This window comes from Spirosoma panaciterrae DSM 21099, from assembly GCF_000374025.1.
Classification (GTDB): domain Bacteria; phylum Bacteroidota; class Bacteroidia; order Cytophagales; family Spirosomataceae; genus Spirosoma; species Spirosoma panaciterrae.
This window is the reverse complement of sequence record NZ_KB893194.1, coordinates 69,757-90,060: the sequence shown is the minus strand read 5'-3', so window position 1 is coordinate 90,060 and position 20,304 is coordinate 69,757. Positions and strand designations below refer to the sequence as shown.

At 49.5% G+C, this 20,304-nt stretch carries 16 protein-coding genes, 1 tRNA gene and 1 pseudogene; 10 read left to right on the top strand and 8 right to left on the bottom strand.

The annotated features are described in order from the left end of the window. Positions 1-265 (top strand): annotated as a pseudogene (locus B153_RS0120820) (IS5 family transposase); the annotation flags it as partial. On the opposite strand, the gene B153_RS0120815 reads toward B153_RS0120820, so the two are convergent. Beyond that, complete coding sequence (locus tag B153_RS0120815; RefSeq protein WP_020598679.1) at positions 250-1,200, bottom strand: hypothetical protein; 951 nt, start codon at positions 1,198-1,200, stop codon at positions 250-252. The pseudogene B153_RS0120820 and the gene B153_RS0120815 sit on opposite strands and share 16 nt — an antisense overlap. A gap of 158 nt (positions 1,201-1,358) precedes the next feature. On the opposite strand from B153_RS0120815, the gene B153_RS0120810 reads away from it, so the two are divergent. From B153_RS0120810 to B153_RS0120800, 3 genes are read left to right on the top strand one after another with little or no spacing between them, the layout of a single operon-like run. Then, on the top strand, positions 1,359-1,892 hold the full coding sequence (locus B153_RS0120810; protein ID WP_020598678.1) for a deoxycytidylate deaminase: 534 nt from the start codon (positions 1,359-1,361) through the stop codon (positions 1,890-1,892). Then, positions 1,889-2,494: an acyl carrier protein phosphodiesterase gene (locus B153_RS0120805; protein ID WP_020598677.1), complete on the top strand. Its 606-nt coding sequence runs from the start codon at positions 1,889-1,891 to the stop codon at positions 2,492-2,494. The genes B153_RS0120810 and B153_RS0120805 overlap by 4 nt, the downstream gene beginning before the upstream one ends. A gap of 2 nt (positions 2,495-2,496) precedes the next feature. Continuing rightward, positions 2,497-2,955, top strand: a complete 459-nt coding sequence (locus tag B153_RS0120800; protein ID WP_157634768.1) for a rhodanese-like domain-containing protein — start codon at positions 2,497-2,499, stop codon at positions 2,953-2,955. Positions 2,956-3,074: 119 nt separating this feature from the next. Here the strand turns inward: B153_RS0120800 and B153_RS0120795 are convergent, their stop codons facing one another. The 4 genes from B153_RS0120795 to B153_RS0120780 form a co-directional block, all read right to left on the bottom strand. After that, on the bottom strand, positions 3,075-4,415 hold the full coding sequence (locus B153_RS0120795) for an APC family permease (RefSeq protein WP_020598675.1): 1,341 nt from the start codon (positions 4,413-4,415) through the stop codon (positions 3,075-3,077). A gap of 19 nt (positions 4,416-4,434) precedes the next feature. Beyond that, entirely contained in the window at positions 4,435-5,367 is a 933-nt protein-coding gene (locus B153_RS0120790; RefSeq protein ID WP_026262326.1) for a heme-dependent oxidative N-demethylase family protein, read from the bottom strand. 18 nt (positions 5,368-5,385) lie between these two features. Then, complete coding sequence (locus B153_RS0120785; protein ID WP_020598673.1) at positions 5,386-6,453, bottom strand: dipeptide epimerase; 1,068 nt, start codon at positions 6,451-6,453, stop codon at positions 5,386-5,388. Between the two features lie 84 nt (positions 6,454-6,537). Beyond that, entirely contained in the window at positions 6,538-7,581 is a 1,044-nt protein-coding gene (locus B153_RS0120780) for an N-acetyltransferase DgcN family protein (RefSeq protein ID WP_020598672.1), read from the bottom strand. A gap of 97 nt (positions 7,582-7,678) precedes the next feature. Between B153_RS0120780 and B153_RS0120775 the strand changes: the two genes are divergently transcribed. The 4 genes from B153_RS0120775 to B153_RS0120760 all read left to right on the top strand — a co-directional run bounded on the left by B153_RS0120775 (position 7,679) and on the right by B153_RS0120760 (position 14,686). Continuing rightward, positions 7,679-10,207: a serine hydrolase gene (locus B153_RS0120775; RefSeq protein ID WP_020598671.1), complete on the top strand. Its 2,529-nt coding sequence runs from the start codon at positions 7,679-7,681 to the stop codon at positions 10,205-10,207. Positions 10,208-10,379: 172 nt separating this feature from the next. Beyond that, complete coding sequence (gene holA / locus B153_RS0120770; protein WP_020598670.1) at positions 10,380-11,414, top strand: DNA polymerase III subunit delta; 1,035 nt, start codon at positions 10,380-10,382, stop codon at positions 11,412-11,414. 275 nt (positions 11,415-11,689) lie between these two features. Then, entirely contained in the window at positions 11,690-14,086 is a 2,397-nt protein-coding gene (locus B153_RS0120765) for a TonB-dependent receptor (RefSeq protein ID WP_020598669.1), read from the top strand. A 42-nt stretch (positions 14,087-14,128) separates the two neighbouring features. Next, the gene (locus tag B153_RS0120760) at positions 14,129-14,686 is read left to right on the top strand and encodes a hypothetical protein (RefSeq protein ID WP_020598668.1); all 558 of its coding nucleotides are present in this window, start codon (positions 14,129-14,131) and stop codon (positions 14,684-14,686) included. A gap of 60 nt (positions 14,687-14,746) precedes the next feature. Here the strand turns inward: B153_RS0120760 and B153_RS0120755 are convergent, their stop codons facing one another. The 3 genes from B153_RS0120755 to B153_RS0120745 form a co-directional block, all read right to left on the bottom strand. After that, the gene (locus tag B153_RS0120755) at positions 14,747-16,042 is read right to left on the bottom strand and encodes a sensor histidine kinase (RefSeq protein WP_063672841.1); all 1,296 of its coding nucleotides are present in this window, start codon (positions 16,040-16,042) and stop codon (positions 14,747-14,749) included. 230 nt (positions 16,043-16,272) lie between these two features. Then, complete coding sequence (locus B153_RS0120750; RefSeq protein WP_020598666.1) at positions 16,273-17,544, bottom strand: cation:proton antiporter; 1,272 nt, start codon at positions 17,542-17,544, stop codon at positions 16,273-16,275. A 507-nt stretch (positions 17,545-18,051) separates the two neighbouring features. Continuing rightward, positions 18,052-18,125, bottom strand: a tRNA-Met gene (locus tag B153_RS0120745). Between the two features lie 114 nt (positions 18,126-18,239). Here B153_RS0120745 and B153_RS0120740 point away from each other — a divergent pair. Together B153_RS0120740 and B153_RS0120735 are read left to right on the top strand one after the other, a co-directional pair. Beyond that, a complete protein-coding gene (locus B153_RS0120740; protein WP_020598665.1) occupies positions 18,240-18,632 on the top strand; it encodes an START-like domain-containing protein in 393 nt (130 codons plus the stop codon). A 113-nt stretch (positions 18,633-18,745) separates the two neighbouring features. Next, positions 18,746-20,254 (top strand): LptF/LptG family permease, encoded by a 1,509-nt coding sequence (locus B153_RS0120735; RefSeq protein WP_020598664.1) that lies wholly within the window; start codon positions 18,746-18,748, stop codon positions 20,252-20,254. Positions 20,255-20,304: the final 50 nt, after the last annotated feature.

The window sequence follows — 20,304 nt, the reverse complement described above, 5'->3', positions numbered from 1 at the left end:
CGGCGATCAAGCCTACAACGGCGTGTTTGCTCAAGAGCTTGACCGTTGGAGTATCGATTTTGAGAAAGCGTCGCGGCCTGAATCAGCCCAAGGTTTTGTACCGGTGGCCAAACGATGGGTAGTGGAACGAAGCATTGCCTGGACGAACTATTTTCGGAGAATCGTCAAAGACTATGAGCATACAGCATCTTCTTCGGTCAGTTGGCTGTATCTGGCCAATAGCCAGATCATGTTACAACGAATCGAGACTTATTGCCAAAGATGATTTCCCAACATACTCTTAACAAACCATGAAGATTCTATTTGACATTGAGCCCAATTAGAATATAGGCTCCCACCCGAATATGTAGCTTGGTTTGAAAGAAATTGGCTATTCTTTATTTTAAGGGAACAAACAGTAGAATCATAAGTAGTACTATAAATCGCGCCACCATAACCGCCAACCGCCGAATTATTTGAAAAGACGCAATCCTCTATGAGCGATATGATGATTCCTTTAGTGTACTGTGCTGTTAAATAAGCTCCTCCAGAATAATTTTGGTTTTGTGAAAATAAGCATTTTTTAATCGTTACATTAGATTGGCCAGAATCAGCAAGTAGGACTGATAAGCCACCTCCAGTACCGAAATCCTCAGAAATGTTCTCAATGATTTTACAATTTTCAATGAGCAAATGAGATTTTTTTTTGAAGAAAACTGTGCTTATACCAACCCCGTTTTGTTTGATTATATAATAGAATTTATCGCCAGGTAGTCTATGCCCATCACGTATAGTTAAGCCATTCAGGCATGTTTGTCCACCAAAAAGTCCTATCCAAAGTACGCTCTGACTATTATCTTGTGCATACCCTTCTTGGCCAATGTCACCCGAAAATATCGTTTCATTACTTCCATTAATTCGTTGCTCTAATGAAGCCTCTGTACCCGCAAATCCACCGTAAACCGATAAGCCTGATGCAATGCTGAATGAGGCCGTTCGGTCGGTTGTGGTAGTAGGTTTGTAGGTTCCTGCAGCGATCCAGAACTGGGTTCCAGAATCGGCGGTGGCGACCCGGTTGGGTAATTGAAGGCCAGAAAGGGCGTTGGTCCAGGAGCTTCCGGAATTGTTTCCTGCACCGGCAGGTGTTACATAAACAATGGATTGGGAATAGGCAGAAAGGACGAGGAAAAAGCCGCAAAATAGCAGGGGAAATTGTTTCATGAAGGGATCGTTTGGGCGATAGATTAGCGACTGTAAGTAGGGCAAAAATCATGCCCTCCGATATATAATTGCTATATCAGTTACATAATGCGGCTAGAAAATAGGCATCTGCGCATGGGTCACTGTTAATTAGCTGATCGTTGCCGTATCTTTACCGAATGCAACCACCAATTGATACCGCTATTTTGCATGCCAAACTGAAATCGGCCCGGCCGCGCTTCGATGATATATTTATGGATCTGGCCGTAAATCTGGCCAAACGGTCGCACTGTATCAAAGCGCAGGTAGGGGCCGTATTGACCCGCGATACCCGAATTATTTCGATTGGGTACAATGGCCCCCCGGCCGGAACTCATAACTGCGACGAGGAGTTTCCTGACGTTGGATGCCCCCGCGATTCGAAAGGGTCATGTTCGCTGGCGCTTCATGCCGAGCAGAATGCCATTTTATACGCGGCCAAAAACGGGTCCGAAATTGAAGGGGCAACCATCTATGTCACGTTGTCACCCTGCATTGCCTGTGCCCGGATTATTTACAGCATGAAAATTGCGCGGGTCGTTTACCTGAATTCGTATGCAGCCTATAAAGGCATTGGGACCGATGAAGGGGTTGAGTTCCTGCGCCGTTTTGGCGTGACCGTTGAGCGATATGTGGTAGAGGAACCGACTACCCAATCCTCGGATGTGCCATGAATATACTGGCACATGCATACCTTTCGGGACGGCATCCAGAAATAATCATCGGGAATTTTAGTGGCGATTTTATTAAAGGCGATCCCGAAAGTCCGCGCCATCGTCTAACACCGGGCGAAATAGCTGGGGTACGGCTACATCGGGCCATCGATACCTTAACCGATGAGCATCCGGCTGTAGCGGCCATTCGGGATTTGCTGCATCCGCGCTGCCATAAATATGCAGGGGCGGCTGTCGATATTTTTTTCGACCATTTTCTGGCCGCAAATTTTCAGACGCTAACGGGCGAACCATTGTCGGATTTTGTGGCCTTTTTCTACCAGACTCTCCAAACACATACGAATCGGTTGCCCGCTCCGGTCGTTCGGATGGCTGAGTACATGATTCGGCAGGACTGGCTGACGAGCTACCAATATCTGGACGGTATCGATCGGTCGTTAAAGGGAGTTGCCCGTAGAACCGCCTACCCGTCGGGACTGGATACGGCCATAGAGGATTTGGAGCGTTTCTATACCGAAATTGGCGAACAATTTGCTAACTTTTGGCCCGATTTTGTTACCACAATTCAGAATATACGAACCACGTTGCTCGCTAATCTATGAACATGAAACCTAATTATTTGTTTGTCACTTGCTCAGGGGCTGTGCTGGCCGCCCTGCTGATCTGTCTGATGGTTGTTCAGGTTGGCTGGAAAAACGCAGAACCCTGGCAACCTGTACAGTTGCTGGAACCGGCAGATTTGGCCGCTACGATTAACACCCCAGAGGCCAAACAGCCCTTGATCATCAGTATTGGGCCAGCGGCTACGATCAAAACATCGGTTGGCGTAGGGCCCGCCAGTGAAGCGGAGAATCTGGCGAAACTGGAAAAGTTACTCAGCAAAGAGCCGAAGACGCGGGCCATAGTGATTTATTGTGGGTGCTGCCCGTTTAAAAACTGCCCGAATGTTCGCCCGGCCTTTACGAAACTTAATGAAATGGGTTTCAAGAATCATAAACTGCTTAATATTGCCAAAAACCTTAAAACAGACTGGATCGACAAAGGGTATCCGGTAATTGAATAGGTTGATAGCTCAGCGTTGCCGACTCTACAAGCCGACGCAGAAGGGATCTTTACGATCCCTCTTTTTTTTATAGTTAAGTATAATGTACTGAATTACAGTTGATTTTTTGGGGTTACGCGTTAAATGGCTCGCTTTCGCCAGACCCAGTAAAAGGGAAGTCCGGTGGCAATCAGACCAAGCCCTGTGAAGGCTTCGCGAGGTTGATTGATCAGGGTCATGATGACCAGCAACACACAGCATCCGCAAAAGAAGGCCGGAATAATTGGAAAGACCCGATAAGGGCGTTCTAATTGGGGTTGTTGGCTTCGAAGAATCAGCACCCCCAGTGCGGTGGCTCCGTAAAAAATAAACGAGGCAAAAACGAGCATATCCGTCAGTTGGTCAAAGCTCCCCGACCAAACCATAATCAGCGCCCATAGCGATTGAAGCAGGATTGCTACCGAAGGGGTTTTATAACGGGGGTGAATGGTAGCGGCTGCTTTAAAAAACAGGCCATCGCGCGCCATTGCATAAAAAACGCGGGCGGGCATCAGGATGGATGCATTTGTCGAGTTTGAGGTGGTGATCAGGATTAGAATCGAAATAAAGATAGCTCCAGTTGGCCCAGCCGCTTCCCGTACGACTTCGACAGCCGCAATTTTGCCGGGCGTATTGGCTAAGCCAGCCAGGGTTTCGATCGGTAATACATACACATACACGACATTTAGCAGCACATAAATGGCAACAACGATGCTGGTACCAACGCTGAGGGCAATGGGTAGATTTCGCTGTGGATGTTTGATTTCCTCACCGATGTAGCCGATCTGGTTCCAGCCTTCGTACCCCCAGAAAGCACCGAGCGAAGCAACCACCAGCGAACCGAGCAGACTACCATATGCCGAAGTGTTGGGACGAGGTAAGGCATGCGTCAGGTTGAGGAGGCTACCCGTGTTTGCCCGGAAGCCCAAAACGGCAATGATGGCAACGGCTATAAAAATGAGGTAGATAAGTATACGGCTAAGGCCCTCGGCAACCGTGATTCCCCGATAATTGACAAGGCTTAGAAAGAGAATGAGCAGGGTGGCTACCGATTTGACCGCAACCTCTACAAACGCGTCAGGAACGTTGGTCAGCGAAATGAGCGACTGACCGAATATGTGTGCCAGCGCGGCAATCGTAGCCGTTCGCATGACGGTAAAAGCCCCCCAGCCGTACAGAAAGGCAAATAACTTCCCGTATACATGTTTGAAATACACATACTCACCACCCGATTGCGGAAACATACCGGCCATTTCGGCGTATGTGAGTGCCCCGGCCAGGCTAACCAAACCCGCAGCAATCCAACAACCTACGACCAGGATCGGCGAGCCTAATTCAGCCGCCATGGGGGCTACTTTTTTGAAAACGCCAGAGCCGATAATGCCGCTTACTACCAGTAAAATGGCCGATCGCGTGTCGAGGGTGCGTGCGAGGTGTTGCATAGAGTTTGGGTTGGGTTAGTCAGGCTCCAGGTTTTGCTTTAGCCTGTAAATAATCCAGCAGGATCGGCAAAAAATCAGTCATACTCTTATAGGTAATCAGGGCTGGCGGGGCAGTGCTGAATACCTGAGCCATGCGGGCAGCCCGGTCGGGGTGGGCAGCTTCGTGGGCCAGGGTGTTTTGGTAGGTATGAATGGTGAACAGAATAGCATCGGATGCAGGGAGCCGGGTGAGGGTTTGCCGTTCAACGCGGACATAAAGTTGGTCACCGATGGTGTCGACCGTGAGTTGGGGGAGGCAATCGTTCAACTGTTGTTTGAGGGCGGGTAAATGCCGGGTGCTCATATCTAACTGATTGCTGACTTTCACGCTCCAGTTGGCTCGCCAGAAGGATTTACCGATGGGCAATCGTTGCATAAAGTGTTCGGCCGAACGCATCATGGGTTCAACAATAGCGTTGATCGGTTCGTGGATTTGCCAGAACGGCAGCCCAAGTTTTTCGTCCAGACTCCAGTCGTTGGCAAAGCAGAGCAGACCCGCCACCAATTGCCCCTCGTTGCCTGTTACGAGCACCAAGTCCTCCTGTACCTGACGGCCAACCCAGTCGAGGGGTGCATAGGGGAGAGAAGCCCGATCCCCAAACCTAAACGTTGATTCTTCGGCAAGTAAGTGGTTTTTCCACCGCCACTGAGTGCCCTGTTTGGTTAGTGAAAAGTGTTCAGGATACGTATCCACCAACTTGTGGAGTATCTGGTCAAGCGCTTCCCACTGAACCAATTCGTAGCCGGGCAGTGACTGAAAATAATAGCTGGGTAACTGAGCCAGAAGCTGCCGTTTCAAGCCGATTTCCGAAGTGTACTGCGAATCTACTTCCAGCAATCGGTCAGTTTTAGCTAGGGGAGTTGTTCCCATCTTGTCGTTAAATCGCTGACCAAAAGGGAAGTAAGGAAGCATGGTCATTCCGATTTAGGTTTACCGTTTTGTCAGGCCAAGGCCATTGCCACCGGTTGGCCGCATGTAGCCGTCTTCAACCACAAAGCCACCCCCAACAACATCTTCAGCCAGATCGAAACTGCCATCGAGGTCGATATAACGGGTGTGCGAACAGGCAAATGCTGCGTGTAAAGCCGCAGAGATACTCACTCGGCTTTCGTCGTTACACCCCCAAAAAAGAGAAATTCCGGCAGGTTCGGCTATAGTGGCCATCTTTAAAGCCGAACGAATGCCTCCACACTTCATTAATTTGATATTGTAAATGCCAAAGGGTTGCGGTCGATTCGTTAACGTCAGAGCAGCCTCCGGGCCTTTTAGCGATTCGTCGGCGGCTAAGGTCTGGCGTATAGATGGTGACAGAGCCAGCAACTCGTGTTCCTGACCAACCGGCAAGGGTTGTTCAATGAGTTCGACATCCAATTCGGCTGTTGCCCGACAAAATTTCTGTAAATCGGCCAGGCTATACCCCTGATTGGCGTCTACACGAATCTTGACCGAATGGCGGTGCCATTCCCGAAGCTTTAGCATCCGTTCGATGTCTTCATCGACGTCAAGGCCCGTTTTTACTTTCAGCACCCGAAACCCTTGTCGGAAATAGTCGTCGGCTTCGGCCAGCGTATCGGCAACGTTCATGATACCGATAGTTACTGAGGTGGGCAAAGCATGGATTTTCTGACCATAAAAAGCTACAATCGGAATGCCCAGGTACTGACCGAATGCATCGTGAAGGGCAATGTCCAGGGCGGCCCATGTGCCGGGAGCATTCGGAAATTGCTCATGAACCTGTTCGATCAGGGAGACAAACAGGCGGATGTCTTTGCCAATCAATCCCAAAGCCCATTCGCTCTGTAAGTTTTGCAACGCCTGCTCCGGCGATTCACCAACCACATCGGGCGATGGATTAGCCGCACCAATGCCGATGAGGCCATTGTCGAGTTCGATTTCCAGAAACACATTTTCCACATCGGATGTGATCTGGTAGGCAATGGTGTAGGGTTTGGTCAGTGCCAGGTTTTTTAGGTAAGCCCGAACAGATCGAATACGCATATCATCAAAAAATATCCCATTCCTGACTTAGAAGGGGCGGCCTCAACCAGTTGCCGGACCGACGGTTTAGTTGGATACGATTATTTACAAGGATTTTAATACGGGGATGATGGCATCGACGCCATCCTGCAACGGCAGTAAAATCGGTATGCCCAGTCGTTCGCGATACGCTTTCTGAAACTGGTAAGCCTCATCGGTTGTGCAGTCTTCTGTATTCAGGGCCACGGCAATTACCGTCGAACCATAGGCACGAATGAGAGCAATTTCCGATTCGATGGAAGGAATTTCACCCCAGGCCGGGTCGTGGTCATAGTACGTACGTTTTGGGGCATGCACAAGGACCACATACCGCGCATTGCCCGACACCAGAAACTCCGAACCACAGGGGCCGCTCGGGTTTCGGAGGGCTGCCTGCCCTTCGATCAGCAGCACATCGGCTCCGGTCTCGCGCCAGCACGATACCAACGCATGTTCCAGCTCACCCGACACAAAATCATTCAGTGTGGAATCGAAAACAAAGCCGTAGTTACCGCCCTGTAGCCAACCCGTCTGCCCTGTATAAATCATTTGAGCGTTTAAACCATACCGTCCACAGGCTTCTCGGATGAGTCGGGCGGTGGTTCGCTTACCGAGGGCACAGTCGGTGCCCATAACGGCTATGATGGGCGATGTAATTTGCCGTACCGCTCCGGTCCAGAAATGGAGTTCGGTTCGGGGTTTAGGCCGACGAACATCAATCAGTTCAACGCCCTGTTGCTTCGCCAGGGCAACGAGTTCGGGTTTGTCGTTCAGAAACTCATGCAATCCATTGACTATCGAGAGGCCTCGTTCCAGGCAACGCGTAATGTCGTCGAGCATGGACGTTGGTAATATACCGCCATTGGTAGCAATGGCAACGATGGCGTAGGTTAACGGCGCAAGCTGAGTTAAAGCCTCATCGACGGAGGCAAATACGGGTAGGTTGCGCGGTTGGCCGTCCAGTACCATCCCAGCATCCTGTCCAGCCGTTGGGGCATCGACCACACCAACGACGGTGTACCGTTCGGTTCCGCGAATTAAACCATGAGCCGTTTTGGCATTAGGGGTACTCAGTAATCCATCCGTGAGCAGTATAGCTCGATTGTTCATAAAGAAATTAACAAACTTTTAGAAACCTAATCGTATCCGTTGCCAAATATATTGCACGCGTGCGATTATATTGGCCTACTTCTTCGTCAAATAGCTTATGCGTTCATTCTACCGTTTCTGCCTACTTCCTCTGATTGCCTTAGTATCCGGTTCGGGTCTGGCTCAAAAAACGACCTCACTACCCACCAGCCGATTGAAAACGCTTGACTCTACCTTAACCCTACTCCACGATCAGGCCCAATTCAATGGGGTGGTGATGGTGGCCGAACAGGGGAAAGTCCGCTTCAGAAAAGTGCTTGGCGTGGCAAACAGCGAAACGTCTGAACCACTTACGACCAGTTCCGCTTTCAACCTGGCTTCAGTTTCAAAGCAATTTATAGCCATGATGGTCATGCAGTTGCAGGAACGGGGTCAACTTACGTATGATGAAAGTGTTCAGACGTATCTACCCGATTTTCCGTATTCGGGGATTTCGGTTCGCGATTTGCTGAACCATACTTCCGGGCTGCCCGAATACTTCGATCTGGCGCAAAAATACCTCGGCCCGCTCGATACGCTGACCAACGACAGACTGATTCAGTTGCTGCATCAATACCAGCCCCCACTGGTGTTTCAGCCCGGCGACCGTTGGGAATACTGCAACACGGGCTATGTACTGCTGGGGTCGATTGTGGCTAAAGTGAGTGGCATGCCCATCGAAACCTTTTTCGACCAGAATATTGTCCGGCCGCTCAAGCTCAAAAACACGTACATCTACTACCACAAGAGCAGCACCATTCCCCGCCATCGGGTTTACGGCTTTCGGCGGGAAAACGGCCGGAACGTACCGGACGATCTGATCCGGCTGGATGGCGTTGTGGGCGATGGGAATGTATATGCATCGGCCGAGGATTTGCTGGTCTGGAGCCAGGCGCTTTCCAGTGAAAAGCTGGTTAAAGCGGCTACCTTACAGGAGGCCTTTACCCCCGTCAAGCTGAATGATGGAACTGCCTATCCATACGGTTTTGGCTGGATGATTGAAGACAATGGAAACGTACTGATGCATACGGGGAGCTGGGTCGGCTTTCGAACACTAATTCTGCGTTACGTTACCAGTAAACAAACGGTAGTTGTTCTGACCAATGGGGGCAATGCTGCCGGGCGCATAGTCAGGGAGATTCTGGAAGGTAAACCGATCAAACTGCCCCAAACCCATCTGATTACGAACGTCCGATTAGTTGATGGAACAGGTACCCCTGCCCGCGTGGCGTCTGTTCGGATGCGGGCTGATCGCATCTGGGAAGTAGGCGAGTTGAGCGCGTTTCCGAACGAAACCGTTACGGACGGGCAAGGCAGGGTATTGGCCCCCGGCTTTATCGATAGTCATAGCCATCATGATATCAGCACCAAACCAGATGCCATTCCGGCCTTAAATCAGGGGATTACCACCATCGTAATCGGACAGGATGGGGGCGGCTACCGAATGGATACCTTACAGGCCCGAATGAAACGCCAGCCCGCTGCGATCAATGTGGCCAGTTACACGGGTCATGCCCTGATACGGCAGCACGTTATGGGCGTCAATGGCCTCTACAGAACGGCTAAAGCCGATGAAGTTGACCGGATGAAAGCCCTGTTACAAACCGAGATGAGCCAGGGTTCGCTGGGATTATCGACGGGGCTCGAATACGAAGCCGCGTTTTTCTCGAATCGGGACGAAGTGATTCAACTGGCGCAGGTTGCGGCTGATTCCGGAGGGCGGTATATCAGTCACATACGGAGTGAAGATGCGATGATGGACGATGCCGTAGACGAAATAATCGAGATTGGCCGCGCCACGAAAATGCCGGTTCAGATTTCGCACCTGAAAATTGCACTCCGTAACCACTGGGGGCAATCGACGCGCATCCTGGCTCAGCTCGAACGGGCGCGGGCGGAAGGGGTCAACATTACCGCCGATTGTTACCCATACGACTACTGGATGTCGACCTTACGGGTACTTTTCCCCAAGCGCGATTATACCAACCTGACCAGTGCGGAGTTTGCCGTTAATCAACTGTTCGATCCGGCGCAGTCGGTGCTGGTCCGGTTTGCCGCCAATCCAGCCTATGCCGGAAAAACCGTTGGGGAAGTGGCCCAGCTACGGCAGCAAAGCCCAGCCCAAACCCTGATGGGGTTAGTGGCTGAAGCAGCCGCTTATTCGGAGAAGAATCCTGACGCTGGCGGGATTGAAGGCATTATGGGCAAGTCGATGGACGATGTGGATGTGAAACGCTTTTTGGCCTGGCCACATACCAATATCTGTTCAGACGGCGCCAACGACGGGCATCCACGCGGCTATGGGGCTTTTACGCGGGTGCTGGGCCGTTACGTTCGCGAACAAAAGCTACTACCCCTCGAAACGGCCATTCAGAAAATGACCAGCCTGACTGCCGAACATCTTGGGATCAAAAACCGGGGTGTGGTGGCCCCTGGCTATTATGCCGATCTGGTTTTGCTGAATCCAGATACGGTGCAGGATAACGCCCGAATTGGCGATAACAAAGCGCTGTCGACGGGTATAGAAGCGGTTTGGGTAGCTGGCCAACTGGTTTACAAAGATCAGAAAAGCACCGGGGTTTATCCGGGGGTATTGATTCGTCGGTGAGCGGTTTGGAAAAGGGCTTGCCTGGTTATCAATGCAGACCAGGCTGTTTGCACGCATCGACCAATTATTCGGTGGGTCAAGCATATCGGTTACCGAGCTAAACCCGTATTTTTGTCGGCTGGCCTGCTGCCTGTGGGACGAATGAACCGCGAACCCTAACGTTTAGAACCGATTGATTGCTGCCGTAGATACCCTGTTAAAAGACATCCGCAACAAGCGAATTGCCCCGGTTTATCTCATACATGGGGATGAACCGTATTATATTGACCGAATTGCCGACGAACTGGAAAAAGTGGCCGTTCCGGTTGCCGAACGAGGATTTAATCAGTTTGTGCTCTTTGGTAAAGATACCGATGTAGGCGCTGTCCTGAATTATGCCCGACGGTACCCGTTTATGGCCGAACGCCAGTTAGTACTCGTCAAAGAGGCCCAGCAACTGACTGGGCTGGGGGATAAATCGGCACAGACACTACTCGAAGATTATGCCCTCAATCCATTGTCGAGTACCATTCTGATGCTCTGTTATGTAAAAGAAGATGGTAAGCCCGGCCTCGATGAGCGAAAGTCGTGGGTAAAAGCGTTTGGGTCGAAAGGGAAACTGCTGGGGGTTAAGAAGTTATACGACAATAAAGTGCCCGATTGGGTCGGCGAATATTGCCGCGAACAGGGCACAAAGGTTAGCCCCAAAGCCTGCCAGTTGCTGGCCGACCATATTGGCAATGACCTGAAACGGCTGGCGGGAGAAATCGATAAGATGTTGATCAACCTCCACGTAGGCGAAGAAATTTCGGCCGCAACGGTCGAACGTCTGGTGGGAATCAGTAAGGAATACAACGTCTTTGAGCTTCAGAAAGCCCTTGCTCAGCGTGATGTGGTAAAGGCTAATCAGATCGTCGATTATTTCGGCCAGAATCCTAAAGACAATCCCCTGGTGGTAATTCTGGCACAGTTGTTCGGCTATTTTAGTAAAGTGCTGGTGGTACAGGCCTCGAAAGATCAGACCGATAAGGGGTTGGCATCGTTGCTAGGCGTGAATCCATTCTTCGTAAAAGATTACCAGACAGCGGCTCGTTCGTTTCCATTGACCAAGGTGGCGTCTATTATCCACGCTATTCGCCGGGCTGATGGGCAAAGCAAGGGGATTGACGCACCCACCATGAGCGAACGGGATATACTTCGGGAGTTGGTGTTCGATATTCTGCATTAGGTGTATAGAAAGCGGTTGATACCCCGCAATTTCTGATCAACGGAATGGATGCTTAACCGCGCTACTCCAGTGCGCGATGAATCCGTTCCCTTTACTGGACAAAGCCGCCCCGATTTTCGGAGTGGCTTTTTGAGTTTATGAATTGGTGGTCGGTCAGAAAGAAAATAGACTGGTTACGATTAAAATATCGCTATTTCTGAGCCCAAATTTTTTATTTGCAACAACGTTGCATAAATTGCGGCCTAGTTCGGTAACCAGCTTATCAGGATTGTAGGATGCAACGTTATTGGGGAATAAGTTTGTTGGTTGGGTTGCTCATGGGGATAAACGGATTCGTTTGGTCCCAGACCATCGCTTGTTCTGGAAGTGTACAGGGGAGGATTCTTTCGAATGACCCTGGGGAGCCGCTGCCTGGTGCCACCGTCTATGTACGTGAACTGGCGACTGGAGCTGTAGCCGACTCGGCTGGCTATTTTCGACTGGAAAAGTTATGTGCGGGTCGTTACACATTCGTTTATCAATACGTTGGGTACAAGCCGTTCTCCGTTCCGGTAACAATTCCTGGCGATTCGGCTTTGGTTCTCAAGCCTGTTCAGTTAGTGCCCGATAGTCAAACGTTGCAGGAGGTTGTGGTGGCCGAACATCGTTCGGAGGCCCAGCAGTTGTTACAAGTGCAGAATAGCCTGTCGGGTGAAGCACTTGACCAAACACGAGGGCAGTCGCTGGGAGAGAGCCTGAAGGCCATAACCGGATTATATTCCATTCAAACGGGGCCGAGCATTTCCAAGCCGGTGATTCATGGCTTATACAGCAACCGAATTATCATTCTGAACAACGGCATTCGGCAGGAGGATCAGCAGTGGGGTACCGAACATGCTCCCCAGGTAGATCAATTCCTGGCTTCTCGGCTCACGGTGATCAAAGGGGCGGCCAGTATTCGCTACGGTTCCGATGCGATTGGCGGAGTCATTCTGGTAGAGCCGAAATCAATGCCTACTCAACCCGGAATAGGGGGTGAGGTCAACGTAGTTGGCGCTTCCAATGGTGGATTAGGGGTGGCATCGGGCATGATCGAAGGCGCTTTTGCTAACAAACTGGCGGGATTAAGCTGGCGGCTACAGGGTACGCTCAAACGATCGGGCTATGTACGAACCCCCAACTATTACCTGCAAAATACCAGCTATCACGAAACCAACTTTTCGGGCGATCTGCATTACGACCATAAGCGATGGGGAGCAGAACTATTTTATAGTCAGTTCGATACTAAAATAGGGTTGTTTACGGGGGCACAGGTGAGTAGCCTTGCCGATCTGTATGCCGCCATCGAACGGCCAGAACCGTTGGTACAACCGGGTTTTTCGTATAAACTAGGCCGACCCTATCAGGATGTGCAGCATGATTTACTCAAAATCAGGGCCTACTGGCATACAGGGCGAGGGGGCGAACTCACAGCTACCTATGCCTGGCAACAGAACCAGCGTCGGGAGTATGATTTTATATCGTTCAGCGGAGCCCTCAACCCCGAACTGTACCTGAAATTGATATCGCAAACGGTCGATCTGGTGTGGGAGCACGCACCCATTCGGAGCAAAGCAGGGGGGCAGTGGTCGGGTAGTGTAGGTTTTAACGGGCTGACACAGGGCAACATACGCCAGTATCTGTTCTTGATTCCAAATTTTCGGAATTACGGAGCCGGACTGTTTGCCATCGAACGGTATGCTGTAAATCGCTGGACACTGGAAGCCGGATTGCGGTACGATTATCGGTGGTTGCGGGCTTATTTTCTGGACGAGGTAACCAAACAAACCTACTTCAAAACGCATAGCTGGCAGAATGCTAATGGGTCGCTGGGGGTAGCCTACCAGCTAAGCCCCGATCTGACGCTGACGACTACGGTAAGCACAGCCTGGCGGGCCCCCAATGTAGCCGATTTGTATTCCAACGGCCTGCACCAGAGCGCAGTAGCTTATGAACGGGGAAATCCGAACTTACAGCCAGAGCAGGCCCTGAATGGAAATCTGGTATTAGCCTACGCAGGAAAACGATTGAGTGGCGAAATCGGTGTGTACAACAACCTGATTAATAATTACATCTACTTAAAACCCGATTCGGTACCGGTCATTCGGCAGCGTGGCGCGTTTCCTGCTTACACCTACACCCAGGTACGGGCTACTTTCCGGGGAATAGATGCCACCCTGACCTATAAACTGACGGATCACCTGGCGCTTACCACCAAAAACGCACTGCTGTTTGCGTTTAATCAGACCGACCATGCTTACCTGGTATTTATTCCCCCTAACCGATCCGACAATAGCCTGCGGTACGACTGGGCCAAGTGGGGGAAATTGTCGAATCTGTACCTGTCAATGAGTGGGTTATATGTGGCCCGACAGAATCGGGCACCTGCGGTGACGACTCGTCAGGAAAATGGGCAAATCATTTTTACGGGTGATTTTGCGGCTCCGCCACCCGCCTATTTTCTGCTCGGTGCCGAGCTGGGATGTACGGTACAGGTAGGCTCGCAGCCTATGCATATGAGCTTGAGCGGAACGAATCTGGCTAACACAGTTTACCGGGATTACCTGAACCGTTTCCGCTATTTCGCCGACGAGCCCGGCCGATCCTTTATGCTCAGAATCAAGCTCCCTTTTTCGGTCGGTAAGGGGGTCTAACCAGTGAATACAACCTGTTTTTATCTCTAATATCTCCTGATTATGAAACGAATTAATGCCCTAGCTGTCAGCGTTTTCGCTACGCTATTGCTTACTGTTGCGTGTAACAATGGCGAGCAGAATGTGACTCCAACCGACGACAATGAAGCGATTACCACCGCTACACTCACCTTGACAAACAAAGCCAATCAAAGTGAGGTCGTTACAGCCACTATTGAAAATCTGAACACCACCGCAGACTTTAGCAAGGCGACACTAAACCTGAAAGCAAACACGACCTACACAGGGGTCATCACCTTACTGGATAAAACCAAGACCCCAACCCTGGATGCTACAGCCGAAATTAAGGAAAAGGCCAACGAGCATTTATTCGTCTATACGCCAACACCCTCCACTCTGCTCACCGTTACCCTAACGGATAAAGATACGAACCCGGCACCAGGGCCTTACCCCATTGGCCTGACCACAGAGATCAAAACCGGAGCAGCAGGCACCGGCAAACTTAAAGTTGTATTACGTCATCAGCCCAACGCAAAAAATGGGCAGGCAACACCCGGAACGTCCGATCTGGATACGGATTTTACGGTCGTTGTGCAGTAAACGAAAACCGCTCCCGTTCCTACATAAATGGGTTGAAGCGGGAGCGGTTTTAAAGTGGAATCACAGGTTATTGGAATAATGCATTGGAAAAACAATCCGAAAGACCGTACCAACCGAAGGTCTGGTTTCAATGTCCATCGTTGCATGTGTTAGTTCGCAGAGACGCTTAACAATCATCAGTCCAATACCTTCGCCTTTCGATTGGGCATAGGAAGTTGATTGTGCCTGTTTGGTTTCGCGAAACGTGCCATCCGATGACGGACGCTGAAAAACAGCCGTAGAGTCGGCGGTGGGCAGCAGATACTGTCCCAGCTCCTGAACTACATCAGGGGGCAGGCCCGGTCCAGTGTCCTGTACACTGATGATCCAGCGGAAGTTGTCTTCCCGGCTCCAGCTAAGGGTTATCAAGCCCGATGGTGTATGGCGAAGGGCATTGATGAGCAGGTTATAAACCATACGCTGAACTTTTATTTTATCGCCTTCCACCAACAGCGTGTCAGGCCCTGCCCATTCCAGATTGACATGTTGCTGCTGTACAACGGGCTGTATACTCTGCGCAATCTGACGCAGCAATTCACCCGCATCGAATGATTCGAGCTGTAGCGTCTCCTGGCCAGCTTCCAGACGGGCCAGATCCATTAGCTCCGTCAGTAAAGTTGCGGCATTGTCCAGGTTTCGTTGCCACATACTTCGCCATTGAGCTTGTTCCTCTTTCGTTCCGGGCTGATCGAGGAGCCAGGCTGCATTACGAATCAGACCATAATAACTACGAAGGTCATGGGTGGCAGTTCGTAACAATTCCCCTCTCTGCTGACTCAATTCATTGAGTGATGCTAACGCCTGTTGAAGCTTAGCGGCTCGCTGGGCCGCTTCCTGCTTTTGTAATTCATCAAACTGGACGGTACTTCCCTGAATCACTTCCAGCATGAGTGTATTGATATGCCCGAAGGCCTGTGCCAGGTCGATGGGAGAGAGCGTTGAATGAGTCGAAGCGAATGATTCCAGCTCATGGCCCAAAAGTTGGTGCAGATGCGCCAGTTCTTGTAGAAGTTCGGTAAGGGTATACCCTTTTTGCCACCGATGCAATCCATGCTCTTTAGCTTTCTCAAAGGGAGATGATACTTCAGGCCGCCCCAGTAGTCGGCAATCCAGCGCATCAAGAATCAGGGGGATCTGATCGTTGAACTCGTCGCGGGCCAGCGTGGCTGCCGTAGGTAGTGCCAGACGATCGTTTTCAATGCGCATCCTCCAGGTATTAAAGATAACTTCCCGTTTGGCGAGTAGGTAAGCTGCTATCGGAGCTAGCGGAGACGGTTGAGAAAGGTCTGTTCCCAGGGCTTTGATTGACTGCGTCATACAGAATAAAATCGGTTACAGGTTAATTCTTCGCAAGCGATGCGTTATACGCTGTAATACCAAAACCGATAGTCAAAAAGAAAGTTTAATCGCACTGGCAGCGCAAGTAGGTAAGTGGAGATGATGACCAATTAGGTCACTGTATACAGTAACTCATGGGTAGATGTCAGGATATGAGTAAACGAACCTTGATAGTATACGTTTAGAAAACGGTCAATTAGAAAACTTACCTAGCCCATCGATTCGTTCAAGGCGTCGCTTCGTTCGCGTGATTTCCTGGGTTTCGTCAACTTGCCCACCGTTAGGCCCTGGATTACGATGGAAAAAACCACAATGAAATAGGTTATGGCCAGAAATAAATTTTTGTTGAGTTCTTCATCGATCGAAAGGGCCAGCGCAACCGATACTCCGCCCCGCAAACCTCCCCAAACCAGAATGGTGAGCGTCTGTCGGTCAAATTTTGTTTTGAACGGAATAAACAGGGTAGGTATCCATATCGAAAGAAACCGGGCTACCAGCACAATGGCGATACTGATCAGTCCAATTAGCCAATACCGGGTGATATGAGGAATCAGCAACAACTCAAAGCCTATGATCAGAAAAAGGATGGCATTCAGGATTTCATCGATGAGTTCCCAGAACTTATCCAGGTAATCGCGGGTGATCACCGAAATTCGGGTCGCTTTCCCATAATTACCGACAATCAAGCCAGCGGCAACCATCGTCAGTGGTCCCGAAATGTGCATAGCCTGGGCGATCAGGTATCCTCCCATAACAACAGCCAGCGTAATCAGTGTAGACACATTCGTACTATCGATTCGCTGCATTGCCCGTGAGCCAACAAACCCCAATAGCAGGCCCATGCCAAAGCCTCCAAGCGCTTCTTTAATGAGCAGCCAGGTGATATGCGTGAATGATAAATCAATAGCAGAGCCTTTGGCTAACTCCAACAGAACGACAAATACAACGACTGCCACCCCATCGTTAAACAAAGACTCCCCGGCTACTTTAGTTTCCAGAGCTTTGTTAACCCCTGCCTTTTTTAGAATCCCCAGCACGGCAATAGGATCGGTTGGCGAAATTAAAGCACCAAAAACCAGGCATTGGATGAGAGGAATATTGAGTCGAAAGAGTGGAAGCGTATTATAGACCAGTAGACCGACGATGAATGTAGAGATGAGCACACTGATTGTTGAGAAAACGATAATTGGTGCACGCTGTTCTCGTAAATCTTTCAGGCGAACATGGATCGCTCCGGCAAAAAGCAGGAAATTAAGCATTGCTCCCATCAGTATCTGGGTAAAGTCGAGATTCGCGATAAACCGGGAGAAGCTTTCAAAAAGTTTGGGGAATAAATTACCAGTAATAACTAAACCTATCGAGACAAGCATAGCCATCAGCATAATGCCGATGGTCGACGGTAATTTTAGAAAGCGCTCGTTTACATAAGCGAAAATAGCGGCAAGGACAATGAGTATTGAAAATGAATAGTATAATTCCATAGGGTGATTATAGAGGCTTCTACGCGCTATAGCCTGTTCCGGCTTGTAGGTAGCCAGGAGGAAAAATAGCCACTTGCTAGTGACAAATGGCTATCTGCATGAATCCATCATGGATTATCGACTTTTATGCATGATAAACCTTGTCGACTTTCCTTGTTTCCAGCAATAGGAAAAGGCAATACAAAGTTCGATACACATCGGTGGCTAAACCAATTAGAAAAACCTTAGAATTGATTAGAAATCCATTAGTGCCTGAATAAGCTAGGGATAACTAGTTTTTTGATCTTGTTAAAAAGCCCTTAAAAAGGTGGATTAATAAGGGATAAATAATCGACGACGGCTGTGAATAGCCTATGGACAAATGGTTCCTGAATAGACGTCTTCATCCGTAAACAAAGGCTAATGCTTTTTTTTTAATTAGGCCGGAGAGGGAACTGGGGTGGTATTTTAACGCAAAAGACCCGCATCTTTCGGGCGGGTCCAGTGGCAAAGCAGAGCTTGGTATTGTAGCGGGGAGCAGGATCGAACTGCCGACCTTAGGGTTATGAATCCTACGCTCTAACCATCTGAGCTACCCCGCCGGATTTGATGCCACAAAAGTAGGGAAAAATTGACTTAATGCAAAAAAGGACGTTGACTTTCGCAAAAAAAATCGTTTACCTTTGCCAACGACCCCTTTTCTATGGTAAAAAATTATGGAGAAATATAAATTCGTCGCCGAGTATGAACTCCGGGCCTCCCCAAAAATGCTGTTCCCTTACATAAGCACAGCGTCTGGCCTGTCGCAGTGGTTTGCTACCAAAGTCAATACCATGCCTGAACAACGGTTCGATTTCCAATGGGATAACGAAAGCCATATAGCCAGACAGGTATCGATGCGGCAGAATAAGGGGGTACGCTTCGAGTTTCTGGATACAGACGACGAGGGCTCCGATAATAATTACGTAGACTTCCGGGTCGATCAGAGCGAACTGACCCAATCGACATTTCTACGCATTACCGACTATTCCAATACAACCGATGAGGAGGAACTGAAAGACCTTTGGGATGGGCTGTTAGAAAAACTGCGGGAAATTGTTGGGAGTTAAATTATGTTAATGATTAATGGAAAATGAACAATATATAGGGTGTTTTACGTCTAGTAATTGAATCATTGCCATTTTTCATTAGGGAACACCCGTGGCGTGGTGCATTTTAGAGAATGAAAAAGGTTGATAAATTAATACTCGGCTCATTTTGGGGGCCGTTTTTTTTGACCCTGGCCGTCGTCATCTTCATCTTCCTGATGCGGCTGTTGATGTTTTATATCGATGACTTCGTTTCAAAGGACCTCGATCTGGCTACCTTTGTCCGACTTCTCTTCTATTTTGCTTTGCTGACAATCCCTACAGCATTGCCCCTGGCCGTATTGCTTTCCTCGTTGATGACCTTTGGTAATTTAGGGGAGTTCTTTGAACTGACAGCCCTGAAAAGTGCCGGTATTTCGCTGACAAGGGCCATGCGTCCTTTGCTGATCGTTGCCATTGGGATTAGTATTTTTTCATTCTGGTTCAATAATTCGGTATCGCCCTGGGCAAACCTGAAAGGCTATAGTTTGCTGTACGATATTAAAACGGCGAAGGCTGCCCTGAATCTGAAAGAGGGAATATTTTACAATGATCTTCCCGGATACAGCATCAAAGTTGATCATAAAATCAAAGGAGCTAAGGAAAGCCAGAATGGGGATTTGTTGAAGGGATTAGTCATTTACAAACATCCCATGAGTGGGCTTGAATCGGGGAACCGTGAGATAATACTGGCTGATTCGGGGCGTATGTATACGGATAAGGATCGGACATACCTCGTCTTTGAACTGTTCAATGGCAACGATTATCAGGAATATTCGGATAATAGCACGGTAAGTTACGCCAGTGGAGGGTCGCTGGTTCGAGGAGGGCAATTTATGCGGAATGGCTTTAAGGATTATCGGCTGGTAATTAGTCTGGAGTCATTCGGAATTAAGCGGACCGACGAAAATCAGTTTGAGTATCATGAATACATGAAAAACCTCAAAGAACTGTCGGATCTGACCGATTCGCTGCGGAAAGATTATACAAGCACCAGCCTGAACGTTGCCAGCACATCCCGGCAGTATTATAGCTACCAGTTCAAGTCGGATGGGACGGTCCACAAAAAGAAGGTTATGGATGGGAAGTGGGTCGACTCGCTCCTGAGAAAGTACCAGATTGCCAGACCCGAATTAGCCCAGCTAGCGCTCAACTCGGCCCAGAATATTCTGTCCTATGCCACGTCTAACGTAACCTACCTGACTGAAAAAGAGAAGAATGTCTGGAAATACCAATTGGAATCCCATCACAAATTCACGCAGTCGATTTCGATCTTCGTGATGTTTCTCATTGGCGCTTCAATGGGAGCCATCATTAAAAAAGGTGGCTTCGGGGTTCCGGTCCTGATCGCCATTGTCTTTTTTATTTTCCTGTATGTGCTAACCATTGCGGGCGATAAATATGCCAAAGATGGGCTGCTCTGGGTGCCTTTAGGAGCCTGGATGGCTAACATAGTCCTGTTTCCAATCGGGTTATTGCTCATGCAGCGCGCCCGCCATGATTCCCGTTTGTTCGATAAAGACGTCTACGTAATTGCCTGGGAGCGGTTAAAACGCAAATGGGAGGCCTTTCGAAATCGACAAACCGTAGCCGTGAGTAATTAGGCCTAAATAGGATTATTCTGTACGCATTCCATAAACAATTGATTGACGGC